16 protein-coding genes and 1 pseudogene are annotated in these 19,088 nt (G+C 48.9%); 9 read left to right on the top strand and 8 right to left on the bottom strand.

Annotated features, from left to right (window positions below; translation table 11 throughout):
* Positions 1 to 23: 23 nt before the first annotated feature.
* The 7 genes and pseudogenes from ACQ5DJ_RS04840 to ACQ5DJ_RS04810 all read right to left on the bottom strand — a co-directional run bounded on the left by ACQ5DJ_RS04840 (position 24) and on the right by ACQ5DJ_RS04810 (position 10,087).
* Complete coding sequence (locus tag ACQ5DJ_RS04840; protein WP_429841431.1) at positions 24 to 1,802, bottom strand: acyl-CoA dehydrogenase family protein; 1,779 nt, start codon at positions 1,800 to 1,802, stop codon at positions 24 to 26.
* Positions 1,803 to 1,828: 26 nt separating this feature from the next.
* Positions 1,829 to 3,006, bottom strand: a pseudogene (locus ACQ5DJ_RS04835) (acetyl-CoA C-acetyltransferase).
* An 18-nt stretch (positions 3,007 to 3,024) separates the two neighbouring features.
* Complete coding sequence (locus ACQ5DJ_RS04830) at positions 3,025 to 5,433, bottom strand: 3-hydroxyacyl-CoA dehydrogenase NAD-binding domain-containing protein (protein WP_429841430.1); 2,409 nt, start codon at positions 5,431 to 5,433, stop codon at positions 3,025 to 3,027.
* 371 nt (positions 5,434 to 5,804) lie between these two features.
* Positions 5,805 to 6,926 (bottom strand): S-layer homology domain-containing protein, encoded by a 1,122-nt coding sequence (locus ACQ5DJ_RS04825; RefSeq protein ID WP_429841429.1) that lies wholly within the window; start codon positions 6,924 to 6,926, stop codon positions 5,805 to 5,807.
* A gap of 230 nt (positions 6,927 to 7,156) precedes the next feature.
* On the bottom strand, positions 7,157 to 8,824 hold the full coding sequence (locus ACQ5DJ_RS04820) for a putative ABC transporter permease subunit (RefSeq protein ID WP_429841428.1): 1,668 nt from the start codon (positions 8,822 to 8,824) through the stop codon (positions 7,157 to 7,159).
* Positions 8,817 to 9,542 carry an ABC transporter ATP-binding protein gene (locus tag ACQ5DJ_RS04815; RefSeq protein ID WP_429841427.1) on the bottom strand — a complete coding sequence of 242 codons (726 nt, stop codon included), beginning with the start codon at positions 9,540 to 9,542 and terminating at the stop codon, positions 8,817 to 8,819. The genes ACQ5DJ_RS04820 and ACQ5DJ_RS04815 overlap by 8 nt, the downstream gene beginning before the upstream one ends.
* 128 nt (positions 9,543 to 9,670) lie before the next feature.
* Positions 9,671 to 10,087 carry a hypothetical protein gene (locus ACQ5DJ_RS04810; protein ID WP_429841426.1) on the bottom strand — a complete coding sequence of 139 codons (417 nt, stop codon included), beginning with the start codon at positions 10,085 to 10,087 and terminating at the stop codon, positions 9,671 to 9,673.
* A gap of 152 nt (positions 10,088 to 10,239) precedes the next feature.
* On the opposite strand from ACQ5DJ_RS04810, the gene ACQ5DJ_RS04805 reads away from it, so the two are divergent.
* The 7 genes from ACQ5DJ_RS04805 to ACQ5DJ_RS04775 all read left to right on the top strand — a co-directional run bounded on the left by ACQ5DJ_RS04805 (position 10,240) and on the right by ACQ5DJ_RS04775 (position 16,133).
* Positions 10,240 to 10,857 (top strand): hypothetical protein, encoded by a 618-nt coding sequence (locus ACQ5DJ_RS04805; protein WP_429841425.1) that lies wholly within the window; start codon positions 10,240 to 10,242, stop codon positions 10,855 to 10,857.
* 350 nt (positions 10,858 to 11,207) lie between these two features.
* On the top strand, positions 11,208 to 12,308 hold the full coding sequence (gene proB / locus ACQ5DJ_RS04800; protein ID WP_429841424.1) for a glutamate 5-kinase: 1,101 nt from the start codon (positions 11,208 to 11,210) through the stop codon (positions 12,306 to 12,308).
* Between the two features lie 39 nt (positions 12,309 to 12,347).
* Entirely contained in the window at positions 12,348 to 13,616 is a 1,269-nt protein-coding gene (locus ACQ5DJ_RS04795; RefSeq protein WP_429841423.1) for a glutamate-5-semialdehyde dehydrogenase, read from the top strand.
* A gap of 20 nt (positions 13,617 to 13,636) precedes the next feature.
* Positions 13,637 to 14,476 carry a pyrroline-5-carboxylate reductase gene (gene proC, locus ACQ5DJ_RS04790; protein ID WP_429841422.1) on the top strand — a complete coding sequence of 280 codons (840 nt, stop codon included), beginning with the start codon at positions 13,637 to 13,639 and terminating at the stop codon, positions 14,474 to 14,476.
* A gap of 81 nt (positions 14,477 to 14,557) precedes the next feature.
* Positions 14,558 to 15,364, top strand: a complete 807-nt coding sequence (locus ACQ5DJ_RS04785) for a hypothetical protein (protein ID WP_429841421.1) — start codon at positions 14,558 to 14,560, stop codon at positions 15,362 to 15,364.
* A gap of 102 nt (positions 15,365 to 15,466) precedes the next feature.
* On the top strand, positions 15,467 to 15,787 hold the full coding sequence (locus ACQ5DJ_RS04780) for a ferritin-like domain-containing protein (RefSeq protein WP_007718471.1): 321 nt from the start codon (positions 15,467 to 15,469) through the stop codon (positions 15,785 to 15,787).
* Positions 15,788 to 15,800: 13 nt separating this feature from the next.
* Positions 15,801 to 16,133 (top strand): spore coat protein, encoded by a 333-nt coding sequence (locus ACQ5DJ_RS04775; protein WP_429841420.1) that lies wholly within the window; start codon positions 15,801 to 15,803, stop codon positions 16,131 to 16,133.
* A gap of 44 nt (positions 16,134 to 16,177) precedes the next feature.
* Here ACQ5DJ_RS04775 and ACQ5DJ_RS04770 read toward each other — a convergent pair whose 3' ends face one another.
* The gene (locus ACQ5DJ_RS04770; protein ID WP_429841419.1) at positions 16,178 to 17,626 is read right to left on the bottom strand and encodes a PLP-dependent aminotransferase family protein; all 1,449 of its coding nucleotides are present in this window, start codon (positions 17,624 to 17,626) and stop codon (positions 16,178 to 16,180) included.
* Positions 17,627 to 17,772: 146 nt separating this feature from the next.
* On the opposite strand from ACQ5DJ_RS04770, the gene ACQ5DJ_RS04765 reads away from it, so the two are divergent.
* Complete coding sequence (locus ACQ5DJ_RS04765) at positions 17,773 to 18,384, top strand: LysE/ArgO family amino acid transporter (protein ID WP_429841418.1); 612 nt, start codon at positions 17,773 to 17,775, stop codon at positions 18,382 to 18,384.
* Between the two features lie 81 nt (positions 18,385 to 18,465).
* Positions 18,466 to 19,083 carry a DUF47 domain-containing protein gene (locus tag ACQ5DJ_RS04760; protein ID WP_144619322.1) on the top strand — a complete coding sequence of 206 codons (618 nt, stop codon included), beginning with the start codon at positions 18,466 to 18,468 and terminating at the stop codon, positions 19,081 to 19,083.
* Positions 19,084 to 19,088 lie beyond the last annotated feature (5 nt).

Below are 19,088 nucleotides of genomic sequence, written 5' to 3'. Positions count from 1 at the left end.
CTTTTCCATTTAACTATTTAGAACTACACCACATATGCTCCCGCTTCGATCACACGATCCGCAATCGAACGTTTGAGTGCCACCGTATTGATCGGCGTGCGGCGGGTCAGCTTTTTCAGGATCGAGAGGCGTAGACGAAGCTCGTCACCCTCTTCCATCGTCGCCAATGCTTCCTTCGCCCAGCCTTCGATACGGTCGAATGCCTCATGCACATAGACAGCGGTCATTTCCAGCTTTTGCTGCTCGGCTTCGATGCCATTTGCCGCCATTGCTTTCTCTGTACGCTTCACGATGCTATCCATTGCATATAGCTCGATCAGCATGTCAGCTGCGAATGCCAAGAGTTCCTGTTCTTTGGACATCGCTTGTTGGTATTTCATCATCGCAGAACCAGCCACCATCAAAATGATTTTGCGTGTGATGTTGATCAGATGCTTCTCCATAGCTAAAGGTGCATCTTCAATCTCTTCTGGGTAATAGCTCATCAGCTCTGCTTGCAGACTACCTGCTGCTTGCATGAGCGGCAATTCGCCTTTCATCGCCTTTTTCACGAGCGTATCCGGGATGAGCATGCGGTTGATTTCGTTCGTTCCTTCGAAAATGCGGTTAATCCGCGAGTCACGGTACATGTTCTCGATCTCATACTCGGACATAAAGCCGTATCCACCATGGATTTGCACACCTTCGTCCACGCAGTAATCCAAAACCTCAGTGGCAAATACTTTATTGATCGAGCATTCAATCGCATAATCCGCAATCGCCTTCGCAACCTCCGCGCCATCATCCGCTTTTTCACCCAAGCGAGTCAGTGCTGTATCAAACAGACCCACTGTCCGATAGACGGAGCTTTCAGCCGCATACGTTTTCACTGCCATGTTCGCCAGCTTGTTTTTGATTAAAGTAAAGTTGGCAATTGGCGTTTTGAACTGCTTGCGTTCTTTTGCGTAGTTCGTCGCGAGTTCCACCGCTTTTTTCGCGGAGCCGACTGCGCCCACCGCGAGCTTGTAACGACCAACGTTCAAGATGTTGAACGCGATCACGTGACCTTTTCCAGGCTCACCGAGCAGATTATCTACTGGCACAGGTACATCTTGTAAAATGACCGTACGTGTCGAGGAGCATTTGATCCCCATCTTCTTCTCTTCCGGTCCAAACGAAACACCTGGGAATGTGCGCTCGACGATAAAGGCAGTAAATTTCTCGCCATCAATTTTCGCGTATACGATGAATACATCAGCAAAGCCAGCGTTAGTGATCCATTGCTTCTCTCCGTTGAGAATATAGTGCGTGCCATCTGCGGAGAGAGTCGCTGTCGTTTTCGCACCCAGCGCATCCGAGCCAGAGCCTGGCTCTGTCAGGCAGTAGGCAGCGATTCGTTTTCCAGACGCCAGATCAGGCAGATAGCGCTGTTTTTGCTCCTCGTTTCCAAAGTACACGATCGGCAGTGACCCGATACCAACATGGGCGCCGTAGCTGAGCGCAAAGCCGCGAGCTAGAGAGAACTTCTCTGTGACGAGTGCAGTGCTGACTTTATCCAGCCCCAGTCCCTCGTATTTCTCTGGAACGTCACCAGCCAACAGACCGAGCTCCCCTGCTTCCTTCAACAGACGAACCGAAATATCAAATTGGTGGTTTTCAAGCTCTTCCAGATGAGGACGAACTTCATTATTTACGAAATCCTCCGTCGTCTTGGCAATCATCTTTTGCTCTTCGGTGTATTCTTCTGGCACGAATACATCATCTGCTGAACCTGCATCGATCAAAAAGCTTCCACCGCGGATCAAATCTTTTGTTTCTGCCATTACTATCCCACTCCTTATTTTTAAAATTAGATCATCTCAAAAACGCCAGCTGCTCCCATTCCACCACCGATACACATCGTAACGACTCCGTATTTGCCACCTCTGCGCTTCATTTCATTCAAAAGCTGGACGGTCAGCTTGGCACCACTGCAACCGAGTGGATGCCCTAATGCAATTGCCCCACCATTTACATTGACCTTTTCAGGATCGAGTCCCAGCTCGCGAATGACGGCAATCGATTGAGAAGCAAAAGCTTCATTTAACTCAAACAGATCGACATCCTCCAAGCTAATTCCCGCTAGCTTCAAAGCTTTTGGAATCGCGACAACCGGACCAATCCCCATGACATCAGGGTCTACGCCGCCAACCGTAAAGGAACGGAACTTGGCAATCGGCTCGACACCCAGCTCGGCTGCCTTTTCGGCAGACATCACGAGAACTGCCGCCGCGCCGTCGCTCGTTTGCGAGGAGTTTCCTGCCGTTACGCTGCCTTGCACATGAAAGACCGGCCTGAGCTTGGCGAGTGCCTCCATCGTCGTGTCCGAACGCGCTCCTTCATCTTTGTCAAAAACACGTTCCTGGACGTGAACCTTGCCAGCTTCATCTACAAAATGCTGCTTGATTTTCAATGGTACGATTTCATCTTGGAATTTCCCTGAAGTTATCGCAGCCGTCGCACGCTGATGGCTTTGCAGAGCAAAAGCATCCTGATCCTCACGAGAAATGTTGTACCTCTTCGCTACTTCTTCAGCCGTATGGCCCATGCTCATGTACGCTTCCGGCTTCGTTTCTACCAGAATCGGATTGAGTGCGATTTTGTGACCGAGCATCGGCACCAGACTCATGCTCTCCACCCCGCCAGCGACAACCACATCGGAGCTGCCAACCATGATTTGCTGAGCAGCGTAAGCAATCGTCTGCAAACCAGAGGAGCAAAAGCGATTGATCGTGATTCCCGATACATTTGTCGGCAATCCGGCACGCAGTCCGATCAAGCGAGCCATATTCATGCCTTGCTCAGCTTCCGGTACAGCCGTCCCTATGATGATATCCTCGATATCAGCTGGATCGAGCTGTGGTACGCGGCGCAACAGGTCACTTACAACTGCAGCTCCCATATCGACTGGGTGAAAATCCTTGAGACTTCCTTTTTTCGATTTACCGATAGCGGTGCGGCGCCCGCGACAATAACTGCTTCTCTCATCGTTATCCCTCCCTCTCCCTAGTTACGCAAAGGCTTGTTTTTGGTCAGCATGTGCTGCATCCGTTGCTGGCTTTTCGGTGTCTTGATCAGTTCGAGGAACGCTTGCTTTTCCAACTCCAGAATGTAGCTCTCTGTCACTTCTGTACCCGCTGGCACGTTACCACCAGACATGACATAAGCAACTTTGCTTGCGATCAGCTCATCATGCTCGGAAATATATCCACTCTTCTTCATGGCATAAATATTTTGGCGCAGGTTCGCATAACCCGTTTCACCGATGACGCGAATTTTGCGTGGCGCTGGCGGCGTGTAGCCCTCTTTATCCATCGTGAGCACCAGCTGCTTCGCATCGTATAACAAATGATCGGCATTCACGCTGATGCGGTCAGTCGGTCGAAGGTACCCCAGGTTGATAGCTTCCTGACCACTCGTAGATACCTTTGCCATAGCAATAGCTTCAAACGCCTTCGCCACGAACGGGAACGGATCAACTGGCACGCTGCCTCCCTCTGGAACGTTTTCCATTGCTCGGAACAGCATCTCCTTCGTTCCTCCGCCACCAGGCAGAAGTCCTACTCCCACCTCTACCAGTCCAAGGTACGTCTCTGCTGATACCTGTACACGATCCGCGAGATAGGCCACCTCAACACCGCCGCCAAGCGTCATCCCAAACGGTGCTGCGACGACTGGACGATGCATGTAGCGCAGTGCCCGTGCTGTTTTGTGGAAATTCGAGACGAGCATATCGAGCTCCAGCCAGTTCTCATCCTGTGCTTCCATCAACGCCATTGCGAGATTCATCCCGACGCAGAAGTTTTTGCCTTGATTACCGATGACCAGACCAGCGAAGTTCTTCTGCACTTCTTCTGCGGCCTGACTCGCCATGTGCAGAACATCCATCCCGAGCGCATTGTGCGGAGAGGTGAATTCCAGACATGCGACTCCATCTCCTAAATCGATCAAGGCGGCACCCGCATTTTTCTTGATCAGCTTGCCTTGCTCCTTAAGTGCTGCCAAGTTGATGTTTTCCTTGCTCTCTTCGACGTCCTTGTAGGTGCCTCCGATAGAAAACACGCTGCGCTTCCCTTGCTCTTGTTGATAAAAGGAGGTTTTCCCACTCGCGAGCAGCTCCTCGACGAGTGCCGGAATCTTCTCGTTTTCCTCACGCATTCTCGCCACTGACTTTTCTAGACCGATGGCATCCCATGTTTCGAATGGTCCCATCTCCCAGCCGAAGCCCCACTTCATGGCCTGATCAACAGAGACGATATCATCTGCGATCTCATGAGCCTTTTCCGCAGAGTACAGCAGTACCTTTTTGAAAACACTCCAGACAAACTCACTGCCCTTGTCCTTGCCGTATGCGAGGACTCTCAACTTCTCAGGCAATGTCTTGGCTGTTTTCGCTGTTTCGAGGGAAGGGAACTTTGGCCTCACACTTGGACGGTATTCTAACGTGTCAACCGACAGTGCCATGATCTCTTTGCCTTTCTCCGTCTTCACCTGCTTGAAAAAGCCTTGACCAGCTTTTTGCCCAATCCATCTTTTCTCTACCATTTGCAGAACGAACTCCGGCACTTCGAAAACCGAGCGCTCCTGTTCATCCGTGCTTTTGTTCCTGACGTTACCCGCCACATGTACGTACGTATCCAGTCCGACGACATCCAGTGTGCGGAACGTAGCGCTCTTCGGACGGCCGATGACCGGACCTGTCAACGCATCTATCTCATCTACCCCAAGCCCCAGTCGCACCATTTCGTGGATCGAAACCTGCAATCCATATGTACCGATGCGATTGGCGATGAAGTTAGGCGTATCCTTGCAAACGACCATTCCTTTTCCGAGCACATGCTCACCAAAATGCTTCATGAAAGAGATAACTTGCGGGTCTGTATCTAGACCTGGGATCAGCTCCAACAGTTTCAAGTAGCGCGGTGGGTTAAAAAAGTGCGTGCCAAGGAAATGCTTGCGGAAGTCATCAGAACGTCCCTCTGCCATTTCATTGATAGAAACACCGGACGTATTGGAAGACACGATTGTCCCTGGCTTGCGATGCGCTTCTACCATAGCGAAGACGCTTTTCTTCACCTCGATGTTCTCGACAACTACCTCAATAATCCAATCGACCTCGCTCAAGCAAGAAAGATGGTCTTCGAAGTTACCAACTGTAATCAGGTCGATGTTCTTTTTATCGTAGAGCGGCGCCGGCTTCTCCTTCAAAAGTCGGTCACGGCCCGCTTGTGCGATCCGGTTTTTCACCGCGCTATCAGACAAAGTAAGTCCTTTATTACTCTCATCTGCTGTCAATTCACGCGGCACGATGTCCAGTAAATAAGTGGGAATACCGACGTTGGCTAAATGTGCTGCGATCCCAGCGCCCATGACGCCTGAACCGAGAACTGCCGCCTTGCGAATTTTGCGTTCCATCTCCAAATCCTCCTTTTTAAAAACCTAGTCATGGCTTATTCATGGTAAAAAGAATGGCCTCGCAACAGTGAATACCTAATATTCAGACTAGCAGAGCATTTTTAAAACTTCTACTTTCTCTATAGATATTCCTGTGCACATCAGCACATGTCTCTTGTTGAATGAATGCTCATTCAGTATGTGGGTTAAAAAATGACATCCCACGTTTTGGCTGTCTTACACGCCCGGAGATGTTACGCTCCCACCAACTGAATCACCGTTCAGTTTTTATTGTAATCGAAAATTCTGTCAGTTGCAATCGTCTCTTGTCGCTTCTTTGTAAGAAAGAAAAGAAAAGGGACACTCGATTGTCCGGTGCCCCTTATTCTGTACTATTTTTGCGAGTAAATCAGCGTGGTGATCTTGCGTCCGTAAGCGTTGGACGCGTCTCCTTCCAATCGGTATTCAATCTGGAAGTCACCGTTTTTCGGGTCTAGATAATGAGCAATCACCCAGAGGGTTTTCGAATTGTTTTCGTCTGCCTTGACCGATACTTTTACGGGTCCGTTGTACGTGGGCACTTGCTCCAGCTTTGCCATGCTTTTGAGCGTATCGTCTGTAAAGAGTACAGACAGCTGCTTCTGATTTTTGGTTTCGTATGCCAAATTCGCTGCTCGTACATACACCTGCGCAATGTGCTGCTGATTCGCAGGTGAACCACGGAACTGCGAAGCTGCATCCATCCGGTAATAATCAATCAGTCGATGCATCACGACAACGTATTCTGCACGCGTCAGGATCTTGTTTGGAGAAAAGGTCTTGTCCGTGAGAAACAGATTGAATTCCCGGATCGCCAACGGGTACGGTGAATATGTATCCCGATAGAATCGGTCGCGCTTCCATTCGTAATAGCTGTTAAAGAAAGAGACTGTATCTTGTGGTTTAATATTGGCTGTACGGAATTTTTGCGGTGCCAGCATATGAAACAGCATCAAGCTGGCCTCTTCTCTCGACAATGGCCACTGCATGCCGGCACTGGACATCCACCAGTCCGGATTTTCCTTCTCTTGCCTTTTCATCAGGTGTCCGGTTTCAGCCAAATATAGATAGTACAGCATCCGGTCTCCTGGATCAAACTTGCCCAGATCGTCTGTTTCGATTCTCATCATGGTCTTTAGATTGCTCAGCAGTTGATCTACTTCCCCCCGGAGTAGATAGCGATGATCCAGGTTTGGCTTGCGTTCTGGCTTTTCTATCGGTCCATATACCGTCTCAAATACGCGATTCAGCATAGCCAAAGCTTCGCCTCGAGTAACTGGCTTGTTTGGGTAAAAAGGCTGATATCCCTTCCTCTTTACGATGCCCAGATCCGCCATTTCGTTGATGTGCTCACGCGCCCAATGTTCTTGTATATCCGTATACATGCCAGGTGCAGCCGCATTCGCACTCCCTGAAAAAACGCTTTGCACCACTAGCAGTGCCAAGAGAAAAACGATAGCAAAACGCTTTACCATGACTTACGATAGCTCCTTTCTTTCCATGATCAATTCCTTACTCCCTTTTTTTTGGAATTCGTCCCCAGTAGCATCCATTCCTGCCATATTGGTCTATTTTCCTGGGTCTGATCTCTCCCTTTCTTGTATCGGGATGAAAACGGAACTTTGTTATACTTTTTCAAAACAAATGAAAAAGAGCCGCACTTTGTAGTAGCGGCCCAATTATATCCTTTTTCACTATGCACTGACTATCCTTCAATCTGCTCTAACCAGCCTGGTCCCTTGGTCACAAGCAACCGATATAAGAAAATGTTAATGAGAGTGAACAGGACAAAAATCCCAAGAGCCGTTTCTAACATCGATGTCCCCAACGAAGAGCTGGCTAGGACGACTAGGCCTCCTGCCATAAGGCCTATTACCAGCGGGAAAAGGGGATTGAGATTTTGCTTGACGGCCTCTTGTTCGGAGCTCCAACGCAGCTTAGGCAACTGCAAATCCACCAAGATTCCGACCATGTTGATAAAAATCAGCCCCGGAATTCCACTCACGATGGCAAGTATGATAATGGCAGGAGAAAGCTGTAAAAACCATACGGCCTCTGCAAGCAGCAGCAGCATACTCAGTGCACTTAGCACGAATCCTGGGAACAGTTTTGCCAACAGGATGTCGCGATATGGCATGGGCAGTAGCTTGTTCGTAAAGAATCCCTGTCCCTCTCTGGATATGGCAGTTACAGAGGTGCTATTCATGGCACCCATGATAAGGAAAGCAGCAAAGGCGATCGCTATTACCATACCCGCTACCGAGCCCCTCTGCATGACAGTTTGAACGAATGAAATCATTTCCCCACTGTCACGACGGCTAAGAAAGGGGATCAACATGAGTATCGGAATCAGAATGCTGGATAACGTACAATTCATCAGAAATGCCGGTGTCCGCCATAACATTCTCCATTCCTTGAGCGCGTATGCCAGTATAGCCGGACGTTTTTGGACAAGCTTGGCGAAAGCAGTATCGACAACTTCTTTTCGTTTGGCGACTGACTCGCTCATTCCCATCACACCCGAAAAATAGAGATACGTTCCGGCGTAGAGAAAGGCGGCTATAGCTATAATCGCCACGAGAAGGAAAGCAAACAGATAGCCGAGAGAACCCCAAGTACCGCTGTCTATCAAAGCAAGGGCAGCCAGATTACTTCCAGGGAACAGCTGGGTGACTAAGCCCAACAGCCCATTTTCTTGTGTCAACAGCATTTGCTGAATTTGCTCAATACCAAATTCACTTCCGCTAGACTGACGTTGGAACAGCGCTTGAAAACCCACGACAATTCCAATCCCGATCAGCCCTCCGATGATACGGAAGCGCTCCTTGTATTTTTTGACGTTTGTAAAACGCATGAACAGCATCACAACAAGAGCAGCCAGCACAAGCGGCAAAACAGGAACAACCAAAAAGACAAGGATTGCTAGTAGATAATACATGATCCCTGCGCCGCTTTTCACGCCGTACGTAATGAACAAAGGCCCCAGGAAAACCAGCGCTGTATAATATTCATACACGAGTGCAAGAGAAAATTTGGCTCCGAGAATATGTCCTGGAGCAAGCGGCATCGGCAACAAATGCTCAACATCCTTGGAATAGTAGAAGACACTCAAGACGTACAAAATCCCGAATAAAAAGATGACAAGCGATGTCACGGCTACGCCAAATCCGAGTATAGCCCCCTGCTGTCCGATCAGCGCCAATCCGTCATACAACTCAGAAATCACCAGTACAGCCGAAGCCATCATGGGAAGGACGCCTAGTGCAATGACAATAAGTAACAGAGCGGTCTTCCAGCCACTCCCTTTCTCCACTCTCCAGGCTGGCTCCGCGTTTTTCATCATCATCTTCGTCAAAATCAGCACTTTATTCATGCTTGGTCAACTCCAGGAACAAGCTTTCCAGTGATACGTCTGACTGATAATGCTCGCGCAGCTCAGCAAAGGTTCCACAGAACAAGATTTTACCTTTGTTGATGATTCCGACTCGATCGCACAGCTTCTCAGCAACCTCCAGTACGTGTGTCGAAAAGAATACGCTTCGACCGCTATCCGCATGTTCACGCATCATTTCTTTTAACGTAAAGGATGACTTGGGATCGAGCCCGGTCAAAGGCTCATCGAGAATCCACACTTCAGGCTGATGGATGAGCGCCCCTATGATCATGATTTTTTGTCGCATGCCATGCGAATAGCTCTGAATCGGATCCCCTAAAGCGTTCTTCATGTCAAAGCGATCCGCCAACTGTAAAATCCGTTTTCCTCGTACCTCTTGGGGTACTTCGTAAATATCTGCCATGAAGCTGACATACTCCAGACCTTTCAGGCGCAAAAAAAGATCAGGGCTATCCGGTACATAACCGAATTGGCGTTTTGCTTCGAGCGCTTCGGATCGAATATTTTTTCCATTGATCGTGATCTCACCTTGATCCGGACGTGTGATACCTGTGATCATTTTGATCGTGGTTGTCTTACCAGCTCCATTTGGGCCGAGGAAACCAAAAATTTCTCCTTTGGGCACTGTGAGATTCATTTGATCAACTGCTTTTATCGTGCCGTTATAGCTTTTCGTCACATTGACAAGTTCTATCATCGCTGTTTCTCCCCTCTCCCCGCCGTTTCCATTTTCCAATTTACTTCCACTCCATTTACTACGAGTAGCTCTAAGAAAAGTTCCGGGAAAAGAAAAAGAGCCGTCGGTTATCCCAACGACTCTCATGATTAGTTTTGTGGTACAAAGCTACCATCACGCAGCATAGTCAGCTCGCCCATGATGAATGCTAAATCTTCGTTTCCGTCCAGTTTTCCATTTTCCTCCAACGCTTCCAAACGACGCAGAAGCATATTGGCAAAATCTTGAATTTGTACCGGCTGCGCCTCCATATCTGCATCATCCAAAATTTCAAAACTAGTCAAGGCTTCTAAGTGGGTTACGATACGGAAACCGCCGATTTCCCCAAGGAACTCTTGCTTGTTCATTTTTGATTTTTCCAATTTTTGCAGCATGGACAAAATATCATTCGCTACCACGCTAGGAAAAGCAACCTGATAAAAGTTGCGATTTTTCGCTTCGTCGGTTTTGATAATCAAAACATCAATACCGTCCGGCTTTTTTGCCTTTTTGCCAAACCCAAACATATATTCCACCTCAATCGTTCGATCTGTCCAACTCTCTCCATGATAGACATAATCCGAGAGTCAGACAACCCCTATCCATATATTAACTGGGCTATTTCTCTTTTTTGACACACAGGCTAACGTAAAACGACTGCTCCCAAGTGAGGTGCGCCATGAAAGTCAACTGGAAAAACTGGATGTTTATTCTCGCTCTTTCTTTGCTCGTCACTGGATGCATGACGCAAGTAAAGCAGCAGCAAGCAAAGACCAAGGTCAAAACACAGAGCAAGCCTGCCAAACAGTCTGCCATCCAAAAGCTTGGCGATAACAAAATGGATGTGGTCCTCTTTTTGACGCAAGCCGAGCATCAGCTGGAAAATGTATATTATGCTGCTGCGGACAATGCGAAAGGAAAATCTATGATTGAGGATGGTCTCGTCTTTCGTGAATTGCCTAAGCGCTTCGACAGTAAAGACAAGATAACGGGGTACTTCGGTCGTTTTTGGAGCCGTCCACTGGCAGAAGCCATGTACGACAACATGACAACCAAGCTGGTGAAGGAAAAAGTATACGTAGCAATCCCACGCGTCGACTATCCGACTTTGATCTCGGTACGAAACACGACTGTCCAAAAAAACAATGGAGAACTCAGTGTGACCGTGGATGATGTAACCGATTCTTCCTTTGCTTCTGACCGTACGCTTCGCTACCGGCTCGTACGCGATCAAAAGACCAAACGGTTCGAAATCAAATCACGGATGGGCGCTTATGGGAATGAACAATTTCAATAAGCCTCTTGACATTTCTTGCAGACCAAGCGAATAATAGTGAATTAATAAGCACATAGTGAGCGGCAATGACGGGGAATAGTAAAACCGCCCTTCAGGTCCAGAGAGCGAAATCCACCGGCTGAGAGGTTTCGTCCTTGAATCGGTTTGAACCCACCCCAGAGCATCCAGGGAAGACCTGGACAGGTTTCTTTCACCTGTTATCAAAGAAAGAGAGCCGGGCGTTTCTTGGCTGAAGTATGTCTTCAGTCCAAAACGTCAAATAAGGTGGTACCGCGTGAGGTTATCAAGCCCTTTCGTCCTTATCAAAGAGACGAGAGGGCTTTTTTGTATGCAAGAAGGGGGTTTTACGCATGAAAAAGACTAAGTTGCGTTTGGTAGTAAAGGTGGGGAGCAGTTCGATTGCAGCAGCTACAGGCGGTGTTGATCCGGCGAAAATGTCGCTGCTCGTCTCGGCTATCAGCCAATTGCGCGAAGCGGGTCATCAGGTTGTCTTAGTCTCCTCGGGAGCTGTCGCCAGCGGCTATCAAAGTCTCGGCTATCAGCAGCGACCGCGATCCTTGGCAGCCAAGCAAGCAGCGGCGGCCATCGGGCAAAGCTTGTTGATGCAAACCTATACGCAAATGTTTGGTGCTCATAACTTCAGCGTGGCGCAAATCTTGCTGACACGCGGTGACTTTTCACATAAGGAACGGTATCAGCACGCATTTTCTACGTTGTCACTTCTTTTGGATAAAAACATTTTGCCGATCATCAACGAAAACGACACGGTATCCGTTGCGGAATTGACCTTCGGAGACAATGATATGCTTGGCGCACTCGTCGCTGGTCTCATCCATGCTGATTTGTACACGATCCTGACTGATACGAATGGTTTGTATGATAAAGACCCACGTTATCATGCTGATGCAAAACATATGGGCTGGCTCGAATGTGTGACGGACGAAATCGAGGCACTTGCCGGCGGAGCTTCCCAACTGGGAACAGGCGGTATGCGCTCCAAGCTGATCGCAGCAAAAACCGCCCAATCATTAGGAATTCCGAGCTTTATCGGAAAATTAACGAATACCACTGATTTGCTGGATGTCCTTACTGGCAACGGGAATGGTACCTATGTCAACTATCATCCAGAAGCACCTGCAACGAACAGCGTTCCTACACGCAAGCAATGGATTGCGCTTCACTCCCCTACCCGCGGAAAAATCACGGTTGATAGCGGTGCAGCGGAAGCGATTTTGGAAAACAGCAAAAGCTTGCTCTTGGCAGGTGTCCGCGATGTATCCGGCATGTTCGAGCAAGGTGAGGTTATCGAGGTTTACTATGAGGGTACGTTGATTGGTCGCGGTATCAGCAGATTTACTGCAGCACAGTTAAGTGATTTTCTTTCCCCTGATAACGTAACGCGACACAGCGGTACTGTTATACATCGGGATGAATGGACGCCTGTCATCTAAACGAATCCATGTAGATAGAAAGAAGGAGTTGGAGAAACCATGGAAAGCTTGAAAGAAAAAGTGCATACACGAATGACCCTGGCCAAACAGGCTTCACGAAAAATGGCAATACTCTCTCGCAAAGAAAAAGACCAAGTGCTCGTCGCAATCGGCAACCAGTTGCTGGCTGATGAGACCGTCATTCTCTCAGAAAACGCCAAGGACCTCGCCATCGCGGAAGCAGACGGTCAGCCAGCCTCCTATCTGGATCGTCTCCTGTTGACGCCTGAGCGAATTGCACAGCTCGTGGATAGCATGACGCAGCTAGTATCCCTCGATGATCCAGTCGGAGAACGCATCGACTCGTGGACACGTCCAAACGGACTTTTCATCGAACAAATCCGCGTCCCTCTCGGCGTCATTGGAATGGTGTACGAAGCCAGACCGAACGTCACCGTTGACGCAGCAGCTATCGCTATCAAAACGGGCAATGCGATCGTCTTGCGCGGCAGCCACAGCGCTGTTCACAGCAATCTCGCGTTGGCGACTAGCATTCGTCAAGCACTCACTGCGACCGGACTTGACGCAGAAGCGGTGCAGTACTTGCCTTTTGCCGAACATGCCTCTGTTGATTACTTGTGCACCGCCAATGGTCTCGTCGATGTCATCATCCCTCGGGGTGGCGCAGGACTGATCCAGCGGGTTCTGCAAATCGCAAGTGTTCCTGTACTCGAAACAGGCGTCGGCAACTGCCACATTTATGTGGATGTAGCGGCTCAGTATGACATGGCTGAAAGCATCGTGATCAATGCCAAAACGAGTCGGCCTGCCGTATGCAATGCTGCCGAAACACTGCTCGTGAACCGCAGTTGGCCACAGGAAAATCAACGAGCCTTGCTCCAAAAGCTACTGGCGAAGGGCGTTGAGCTCCGTGCTTGTGAGCGTACGATAGAGCTGCATTCCGACCTCAACTCTCAACTACAGGATGCAACGGCAGATGACTGGGATACGGAATACTCTTCGCTAATTCTGGCGGTTCGCACTGTCGATAGCCTGGGCGATGCCATTGAACATATTACAGCGCATACTTCCGGCCATTCAGAGGCAATTGTAACGGAAGATGAAGTCGCAGCCCGTCAGTTTTTGACTGCGATCGATGCCACAGCGGTATATCACAACGCCTCTACCCGCTTTACAGATGGTGGAGAATTCGGCTTCGGTGCCGAGATCGGCATCAGCACGCAAAAGCTTCACGCTCGTGGGCCAATGGGCTTGCCAGCGCTCACTTCTTACAAGTATGTCGTACGCGGAAACGGCCAAATCCGATAGTCCAAAGGGAGGGAATCACCATGAGTAACCAAGCAACAGCGATTACAGAGGGACGGATCGGTTTTCTCGGTGCAGGCTCGATCGTGGAGGCCATGCTTTCCGGTATTGTAAAGAAAGGCTTACTCCCTTCTGAGCGTATTACCGTCTCCAACCGCAACAATATGGAGCGTTTGGAACAGTTGGCAAATGACTACGGGGTAATTGCTACTCAGGATAAATTTGAGGTAGTCCGTTCTTCCGATATTTTGATTTTGGCCATCAAGCCGAAGGATGCAGCAGAGGCTTTGCACGATTTGCGTGGAGTTGTTCGTTCCGACCAATTGATCATTTCAGTGGTTGCCGGCGTCTCCACCAGCTTGATCGGAGAGTGGCTCGGTGCAGAGTGCCCGATCATCCGTACAATGCCCAACACTTCGTCCGCGGTTGGTTTGTCTGCTACAGGACTGTCCGCGAATCCTTTTGTCCAGGAAGAGCATCGCGAGCTGGCTACCAAACTTTTCGAAGCAATTGGCACCGTATATGAAGTCGCCGAGGAAGAACTGGACATCATTACTGGATTGTCTGGAAGTGGTCCTGCTTATATTTACTATTTGGTAGAAGCCATGATGGGGGCAGGTGCCACAGCGGGACTCGATCGGGAAATGGCACGCCAATTAACGCTGCAAACCGTGATCGGCGCGGCACATATGCTGCTCGATACACGCGAAGAGCCTTCTATTCTCCGCAAAAAAGTAACGAGTCCGGGTGGAACAACCCAAGCAGGACTGGAAGTATTGGAGGCTTATCAATTCCAGGAGGCCGTCACTGCAGCCATCCTGCGTGCTGCGGAAAGATCGCGGGAGATGGGGGCACAATACTAGTAAAGTCGTTTTGTCCCCCCTCCTTGTCATGTATAATAAAAAAGATCAAGCATAGTCGAGAAAAATGACGAAGGAGGTCCCATGGAAATTTACGCCTTGTACGGCACCAGTGGAACAGGAAAAAGCACCAGTGCATTAGAACTTGCTCACCGAATGAACATCGACGCCATTATTGATGATGGCATCCTGATTTACCAGGGACGTAAGGTGGCCGGAACCTCTGCCAAATATGAGAAGACAAAAATTCAGGCGGTAAAACGAGCTATTTTTCATTATAAGGAACACGCTGAAGAAGTACGGCGAAGTCTTGGCGAGATTCAACCAAGCCGACTACTCGTGTTAGGTACTTCGCAGCGGATGATTGGTCGTATCGTCGAAGCGCTGCATTTGCCTTTTCAGGTGGACTTCATCCCGATTGAATCCATCAAGCCTCCGCAGGAAATCGAAGCTGCCCGCTACGTGCGGGAAACAATGGGCAAGCACACGATACCGATTCCGCGTGTGGAGGTAGAAAAAGACTTCCTCCAGCGCCTCATCTCTTCTGCCCAACAGATTTTCAGCTCGAAAAAAGAAGTGATTGGGGAAACAACCGTGGTTCATCCTCCGTTTTCAGGTGGACGTATCATGATTCATCCTCAAGTGTTGCGAAAAATCGTGGATGCGACCTGCAACCAGTTTGACGAGGTCCATCATGTGGTCAAGATCGTCTCCAGTTTTGAGGATTTGCCACGGTTTCAGGTTTCGATTGCTCTTCATCTACCTTACATGACAAATATTCCAGCACTTATCCATGAACTTCAATCTACGTTGTACAAAGAAGCTCAATATTGTCTCAATATCGCTCCCGCCAGCATCGACATCATCGTTTCTTCGCTGGAGCTATCCTGATCCGGTCCTTTGCGACCGGATTTTTTTGGCTGCAATCCTCAGGGGTTACTTCCTGAGTTGTTGCTCATCCTATATATGATTCCATCTGAAAGGAGCAACCCGATGCCATCCATCCTGTCTTCCAAACCCTTTACACAAGCTCCGATTCCCGAACCGCCTAAGGTCATTACGACAAAGGACTTGAGCTATCTCAAGGATGCTTTGTCATGGGAACTGATCGCTTTCAAAAAGCTACATGCTTTCGCACAGCAAGCTACTGATCCCCAGGTCAAGCAATGTCTAGAACAGCAAGGACAAATGCACCAGCGACACTACCAAAAACTACTGAGTCACCTGCAAAACAACAACACCGCAGTGATGGCGACCATTCCACAGACACAGTCCCAGCAACAGCAATCCCAGCCACAACATCAAATGCAATAAGGGAGGAATCGGGATGCCAAACCAAAACCAGATCGCCAATCCGCAATCCGGTCAGCTACCACAAGTAAAAGGCCCGGAAATGAACGATCGTGACTACCTCAACGACTGTCTGGCTACATGCAAGTATTTGACGGATAACTTTAACGTTGCCGTTCGGGAAGCCAGCCATCAGCAGCTTTATGATGACATGGTACAAATTTTGAATGAAACCCATCAGTCAGCACGCGATGCTTTCAATCTCATGTTCCAAAAAGGCTGGTACAAGCTGGAGGCTGCCGAACAGCAACAACTACAGCAAGCTTATCAGCAGTTTAGCGGGTACTCCACGCAGTTCCCTTATCATTGAAATAGCAGAAGACACATGCCCCAAAAGCAGGTGTCTTCTTTCCATTAACCCCTGCCACGCAGGAGCTGCGCTAAGACAAATAACGCCTTTTCCATGTCGGCTTCCTCTGCGTACACATAGGACAAGCGAAGATGATGACTATCCGTCTGATCATAAACAAAGCCGGGATTTAACAGGACACCTTTTGCCAATGCTTCCGTAAAAAGCTTGCGCATCGAAACCGCCTGATGCAGACGCAGCCAAATATAAAAACCACCATGTGGAATACGCCAATCTGCTAAATCGTCAAACCAGCGAGTAAGCCATTCGCACATTCTGTCCCTTCTGTGTCGCAGTGCCGCTCTTAGCTGATCCAGATGCCGGGAATATCTCTCGCTTGTGAGCCACTCTGTCGCCACCCATTGGGAAATAGCACTCGCTCCGTAGTCCGTCTGCATTTTCACATCGGCAAGGCGTTCAATGACAGGCTCAGGCCCTACAATCCAGCCAATTCGCAGCCCCGGACTCAGTGTTTTGGACAAGCTGCCCAAATACAAGACCAGCCCACTCTGATCCCTCGCCTTCAACGGCAACGGCCCTGGTTCGTCTAACCACAATTCTCCATAAACGTCATCTTCCAACACAGGCAGTCTCTCCCGTTCACATGCAGCCAGCACTTGCTCCCTTCGATTCTCTGATAGGCTAATCCCCGTCGGATTGTGGTAAGCCGAAATCGTATAGAGGAGTGCCGCGTTATGCACCTGTTTTTGTCTCGTAAGCACTTGGGGAGAGATTCCTTCTTCATCCATCGGTACACCAACCAGACGCATACCCGATGATTGAAACAAAGGCAGTGAGAATAAATACGAAGGCTGTTCGAGCAAGATGGCAGATCCACGGTGAAGGATGCCAATCGATATCAACTGCAAGGCTTGAAGGGCCCCCGAAACGACCAAAATAGAAGCCGGAGAAGCTTCGATCCCCCTGCTCCGCAAATGGTTGCTGATCGCCTGACGCAAAGGCAACAGTCCTTTTGGCTCTGAATATCCGAGATGTGTCATTTTGCCCTGCAAGCTAGCCATGACCTCTTCCATCTCCGCAACAGGAATCAAGCCGGGCGACAGCTCACCTGTCCCCAATCGAATGTACCTCGGGTCTGGCTCATAACGATTGATATCCTGGATCGTCTGCGAGTTGGGTAGATGCGCCCCTGCCTGAACGTATCCCAGCCAATTCGGAGGAGGTGCAGTCGTCAGCAGGGACCACGTGTTGTTGCTAACGACGGAGCCACTGCCTACTGTTGCTTCAATGAAGCCATCCGCTTTTAGCTCTTCCAACGCCGTCACCACCGTACTGCGGTTTACATCAAAGGCTTGCGCTAACGCTCTTTGTGTTGGCAATTTACTATTGATCGGCCACTCACCGCCTGCGATTTTCCCCTTGATATATGCCACAATCTGTGCGTAGATCGGTATGTCAGATGATTTGTCAGGCTTCCAGTCTATCGTCAACACAAGCACATTCCTCCTCGTCTTATCATTGTACAAATTGGTTGGTTTGGATGTAAACCAATTGGCTGGAGACAACAGATTCACAACCGTGAATAATGACAGTAATGCAAATAGCCTTTGCATCCAGAGAGAAACGGGGAGGAATGATCATGCTGGAAGCGATTTTGCACGGTTTTGTGCTTGCTTTTGGACTTATTTTACCGCTCGGTGCACAAAATGTTTTCGTTTTTAATCAAGGGGCTCTACAACCAACATTACTTCGTGCCATGCCCGTCGTACTGACTGCGGCACTCTGTGATACCCTGCTCATTTTATTGGCGGTATTGGGAGTCTCTTTGGTTGTATTGACAGTCACATGGTTAAAAACAGTTCTATATGTCATCGGCTTCTTCTTTTTGATGTACATGGGATATTTAACGTGGCGTAGCCGTCCCAATACTGAGGAGGGAGAGAAAGAACGCTTTTCCGCCAAAAAGCAAATCATGTTTGCTGCCTCTGTCTCTTTGTTGAACCCGCACGCGATTCTCGATACGATCGGCGTGATTGGCACCAGCTCACTCAGCTATACCGGAACAGAGAAATGGGGCTTTACGATTGCCTGCATCCTCGTATCCTGCTTCTGGTTTTTCGGACTTTCCGTAGCTGGTCGTACGGCAGGACGATTGGATCGGTCTGGAAAAATGCAGCGTGGCCTGAATATGGTTTCCGCTGTGATTATGTGGGGAGTGGCTATCTATATGGCAGCCCAATTACTCCCGTAAAGAGTTAGTGAAAAAGTGCATAATCCCCACCTCCTCCACTCAAAATACTCCTATTCGGGTTTTCGAAGTGGAGGTTTGTTTATGCTTTTTACCAAATCGGACGCACTCTTGGATGACTTGTATGAGATTGCGAAAAATGTGCATCAAACAGCGATCTATTTTAATGAATACAAGATTACTTCATTGGAGACTGTCAAAACCTTTTCTACTGAAATGAAAGAGTACGAAACAAAAGGCGACAAGCTCATCCATGAAATCATCGTGCAAATCAACAAGACATTTATTACCGCTATCGAGCGTGAGGACGTTCTGGACCTTGCCGTCAAATTGGATGACGTACTGGACGGTTTGGAGTTTTGCGCTTCGAGACTCTATATGTACGACATCATGGAAGCAGATGAAACGATGGTGAGATTCGGGCAGCTCATCGAAGAGGCTACCAAGCAAATTCTTCTCGCCATCGAGCTGCTCCAAAAGCAAAAGCTGTCTGCTATGAAGGAGTACATCATCCGCATTAACGATTTAGAAAGCGAAGGAGATGAATTGGTGAGAGGGAGCATCCGGCAATTGTTCAAAACCTCAAGCGATCCGATTCACATCATGCAGCTCAAAGAAATTTACGAAGTGCTCGAAGATGTCATGGATCATTGCGAGGATGTCGCGGATGCGATGGAATCCGTGATCATGGGCAACTCTTAAACCAA

The organism is Brevibacillus sp. FIR094, assembly GCF_050477165.1.
Lineage (GTDB): Bacteria > Bacillota > Bacilli > Brevibacillales > Brevibacillaceae > Brevibacillus.
Note: the sequence above shows the minus strand (reverse complement) of the source record. Positions and strands in the feature narration are given on the sequence as shown.

Excerpts from the sequence above, each read along its gene's own strand:
- proC (WP_429841422.1), top strand. The coding sequence starts at position 13,637 with ATGAGTAACCAAGCAACAGCGATTACAGAGGGACGGATCGGTTTTCTC.
- ACQ5DJ_RS04810 (WP_429841426.1), bottom strand. The coding sequence starts at position 10,087 with ATGTTTGGGTTTGGCAAAAAGGCAAAAAAGCCGGACGGTATTGATGTT.
- ACQ5DJ_RS04815 (WP_429841427.1), bottom strand. The coding sequence starts at position 9,542 with ATGATAGAACTTGTCAATGTGACGAAAAGCTATAACGGCACGATAAAA.
- ACQ5DJ_RS04775 (WP_429841420.1), top strand. The coding sequence starts at position 15,801 with ATGCCAAACCAAAACCAGATCGCCAATCCGCAATCCGGTCAGCTACCA.
- ACQ5DJ_RS04780 (WP_007718471.1), top strand. The coding sequence starts at position 15,467 with ATGCCATCCATCCTGTCTTCCAAACCCTTTACACAAGCTCCGATTCCC.
- ACQ5DJ_RS04765 (WP_429841418.1), top strand. The coding sequence starts at position 17,773 with ATGCTGGAAGCGATTTTGCACGGTTTTGTGCTTGCTTTTGGACTTATT.
- ACQ5DJ_RS04760 (WP_144619322.1), top strand. The coding sequence starts at position 18,466 with ATGCTTTTTACCAAATCGGACGCACTCTTGGATGACTTGTATGAGATT.
- ACQ5DJ_RS04785 (WP_429841421.1), top strand. The coding sequence starts at position 14,558 with ATGGAAATTTACGCCTTGTACGGCACCAGTGGAACAGGAAAAAGCACC.
- ACQ5DJ_RS04820 (WP_429841428.1), bottom strand. The coding sequence starts at position 8,824 with ATGAATAAAGTGCTGATTTTGACGAAGATGATGATGAAAAACGCGGAG.
- ACQ5DJ_RS04795 (WP_429841423.1), top strand. The coding sequence starts at position 12,348 with ATGGAAAGCTTGAAAGAAAAAGTGCATACACGAATGACCCTGGCCAAA.
- ACQ5DJ_RS04840 (WP_429841431.1), bottom strand. The coding sequence starts at position 1,802 with ATGGCAGAAACAAAAGATTTGATCCGCGGTGGAAGCTTTTTGATCGAT.
- ACQ5DJ_RS04830 (WP_429841430.1), bottom strand. The coding sequence starts at position 5,433 with ATGGAACGCAAAATTCGCAAGGCGGCAGTTCTCGGTTCAGGCGTCATG.
- proB (WP_429841424.1), top strand. The coding sequence starts at position 11,208 with ATGAAAAAGACTAAGTTGCGTTTGGTAGTAAAGGTGGGGAGCAGTTCG.
- ACQ5DJ_RS04825 (WP_429841429.1), bottom strand. The coding sequence starts at position 6,926 with ATGGTAAAGCGTTTTGCTATCGTTTTTCTCTTGGCACTGCTAGTGGTG.
- ACQ5DJ_RS04805 (WP_429841425.1), top strand. The coding sequence starts at position 10,240 with ATGAAAGTCAACTGGAAAAACTGGATGTTTATTCTCGCTCTTTCTTTG.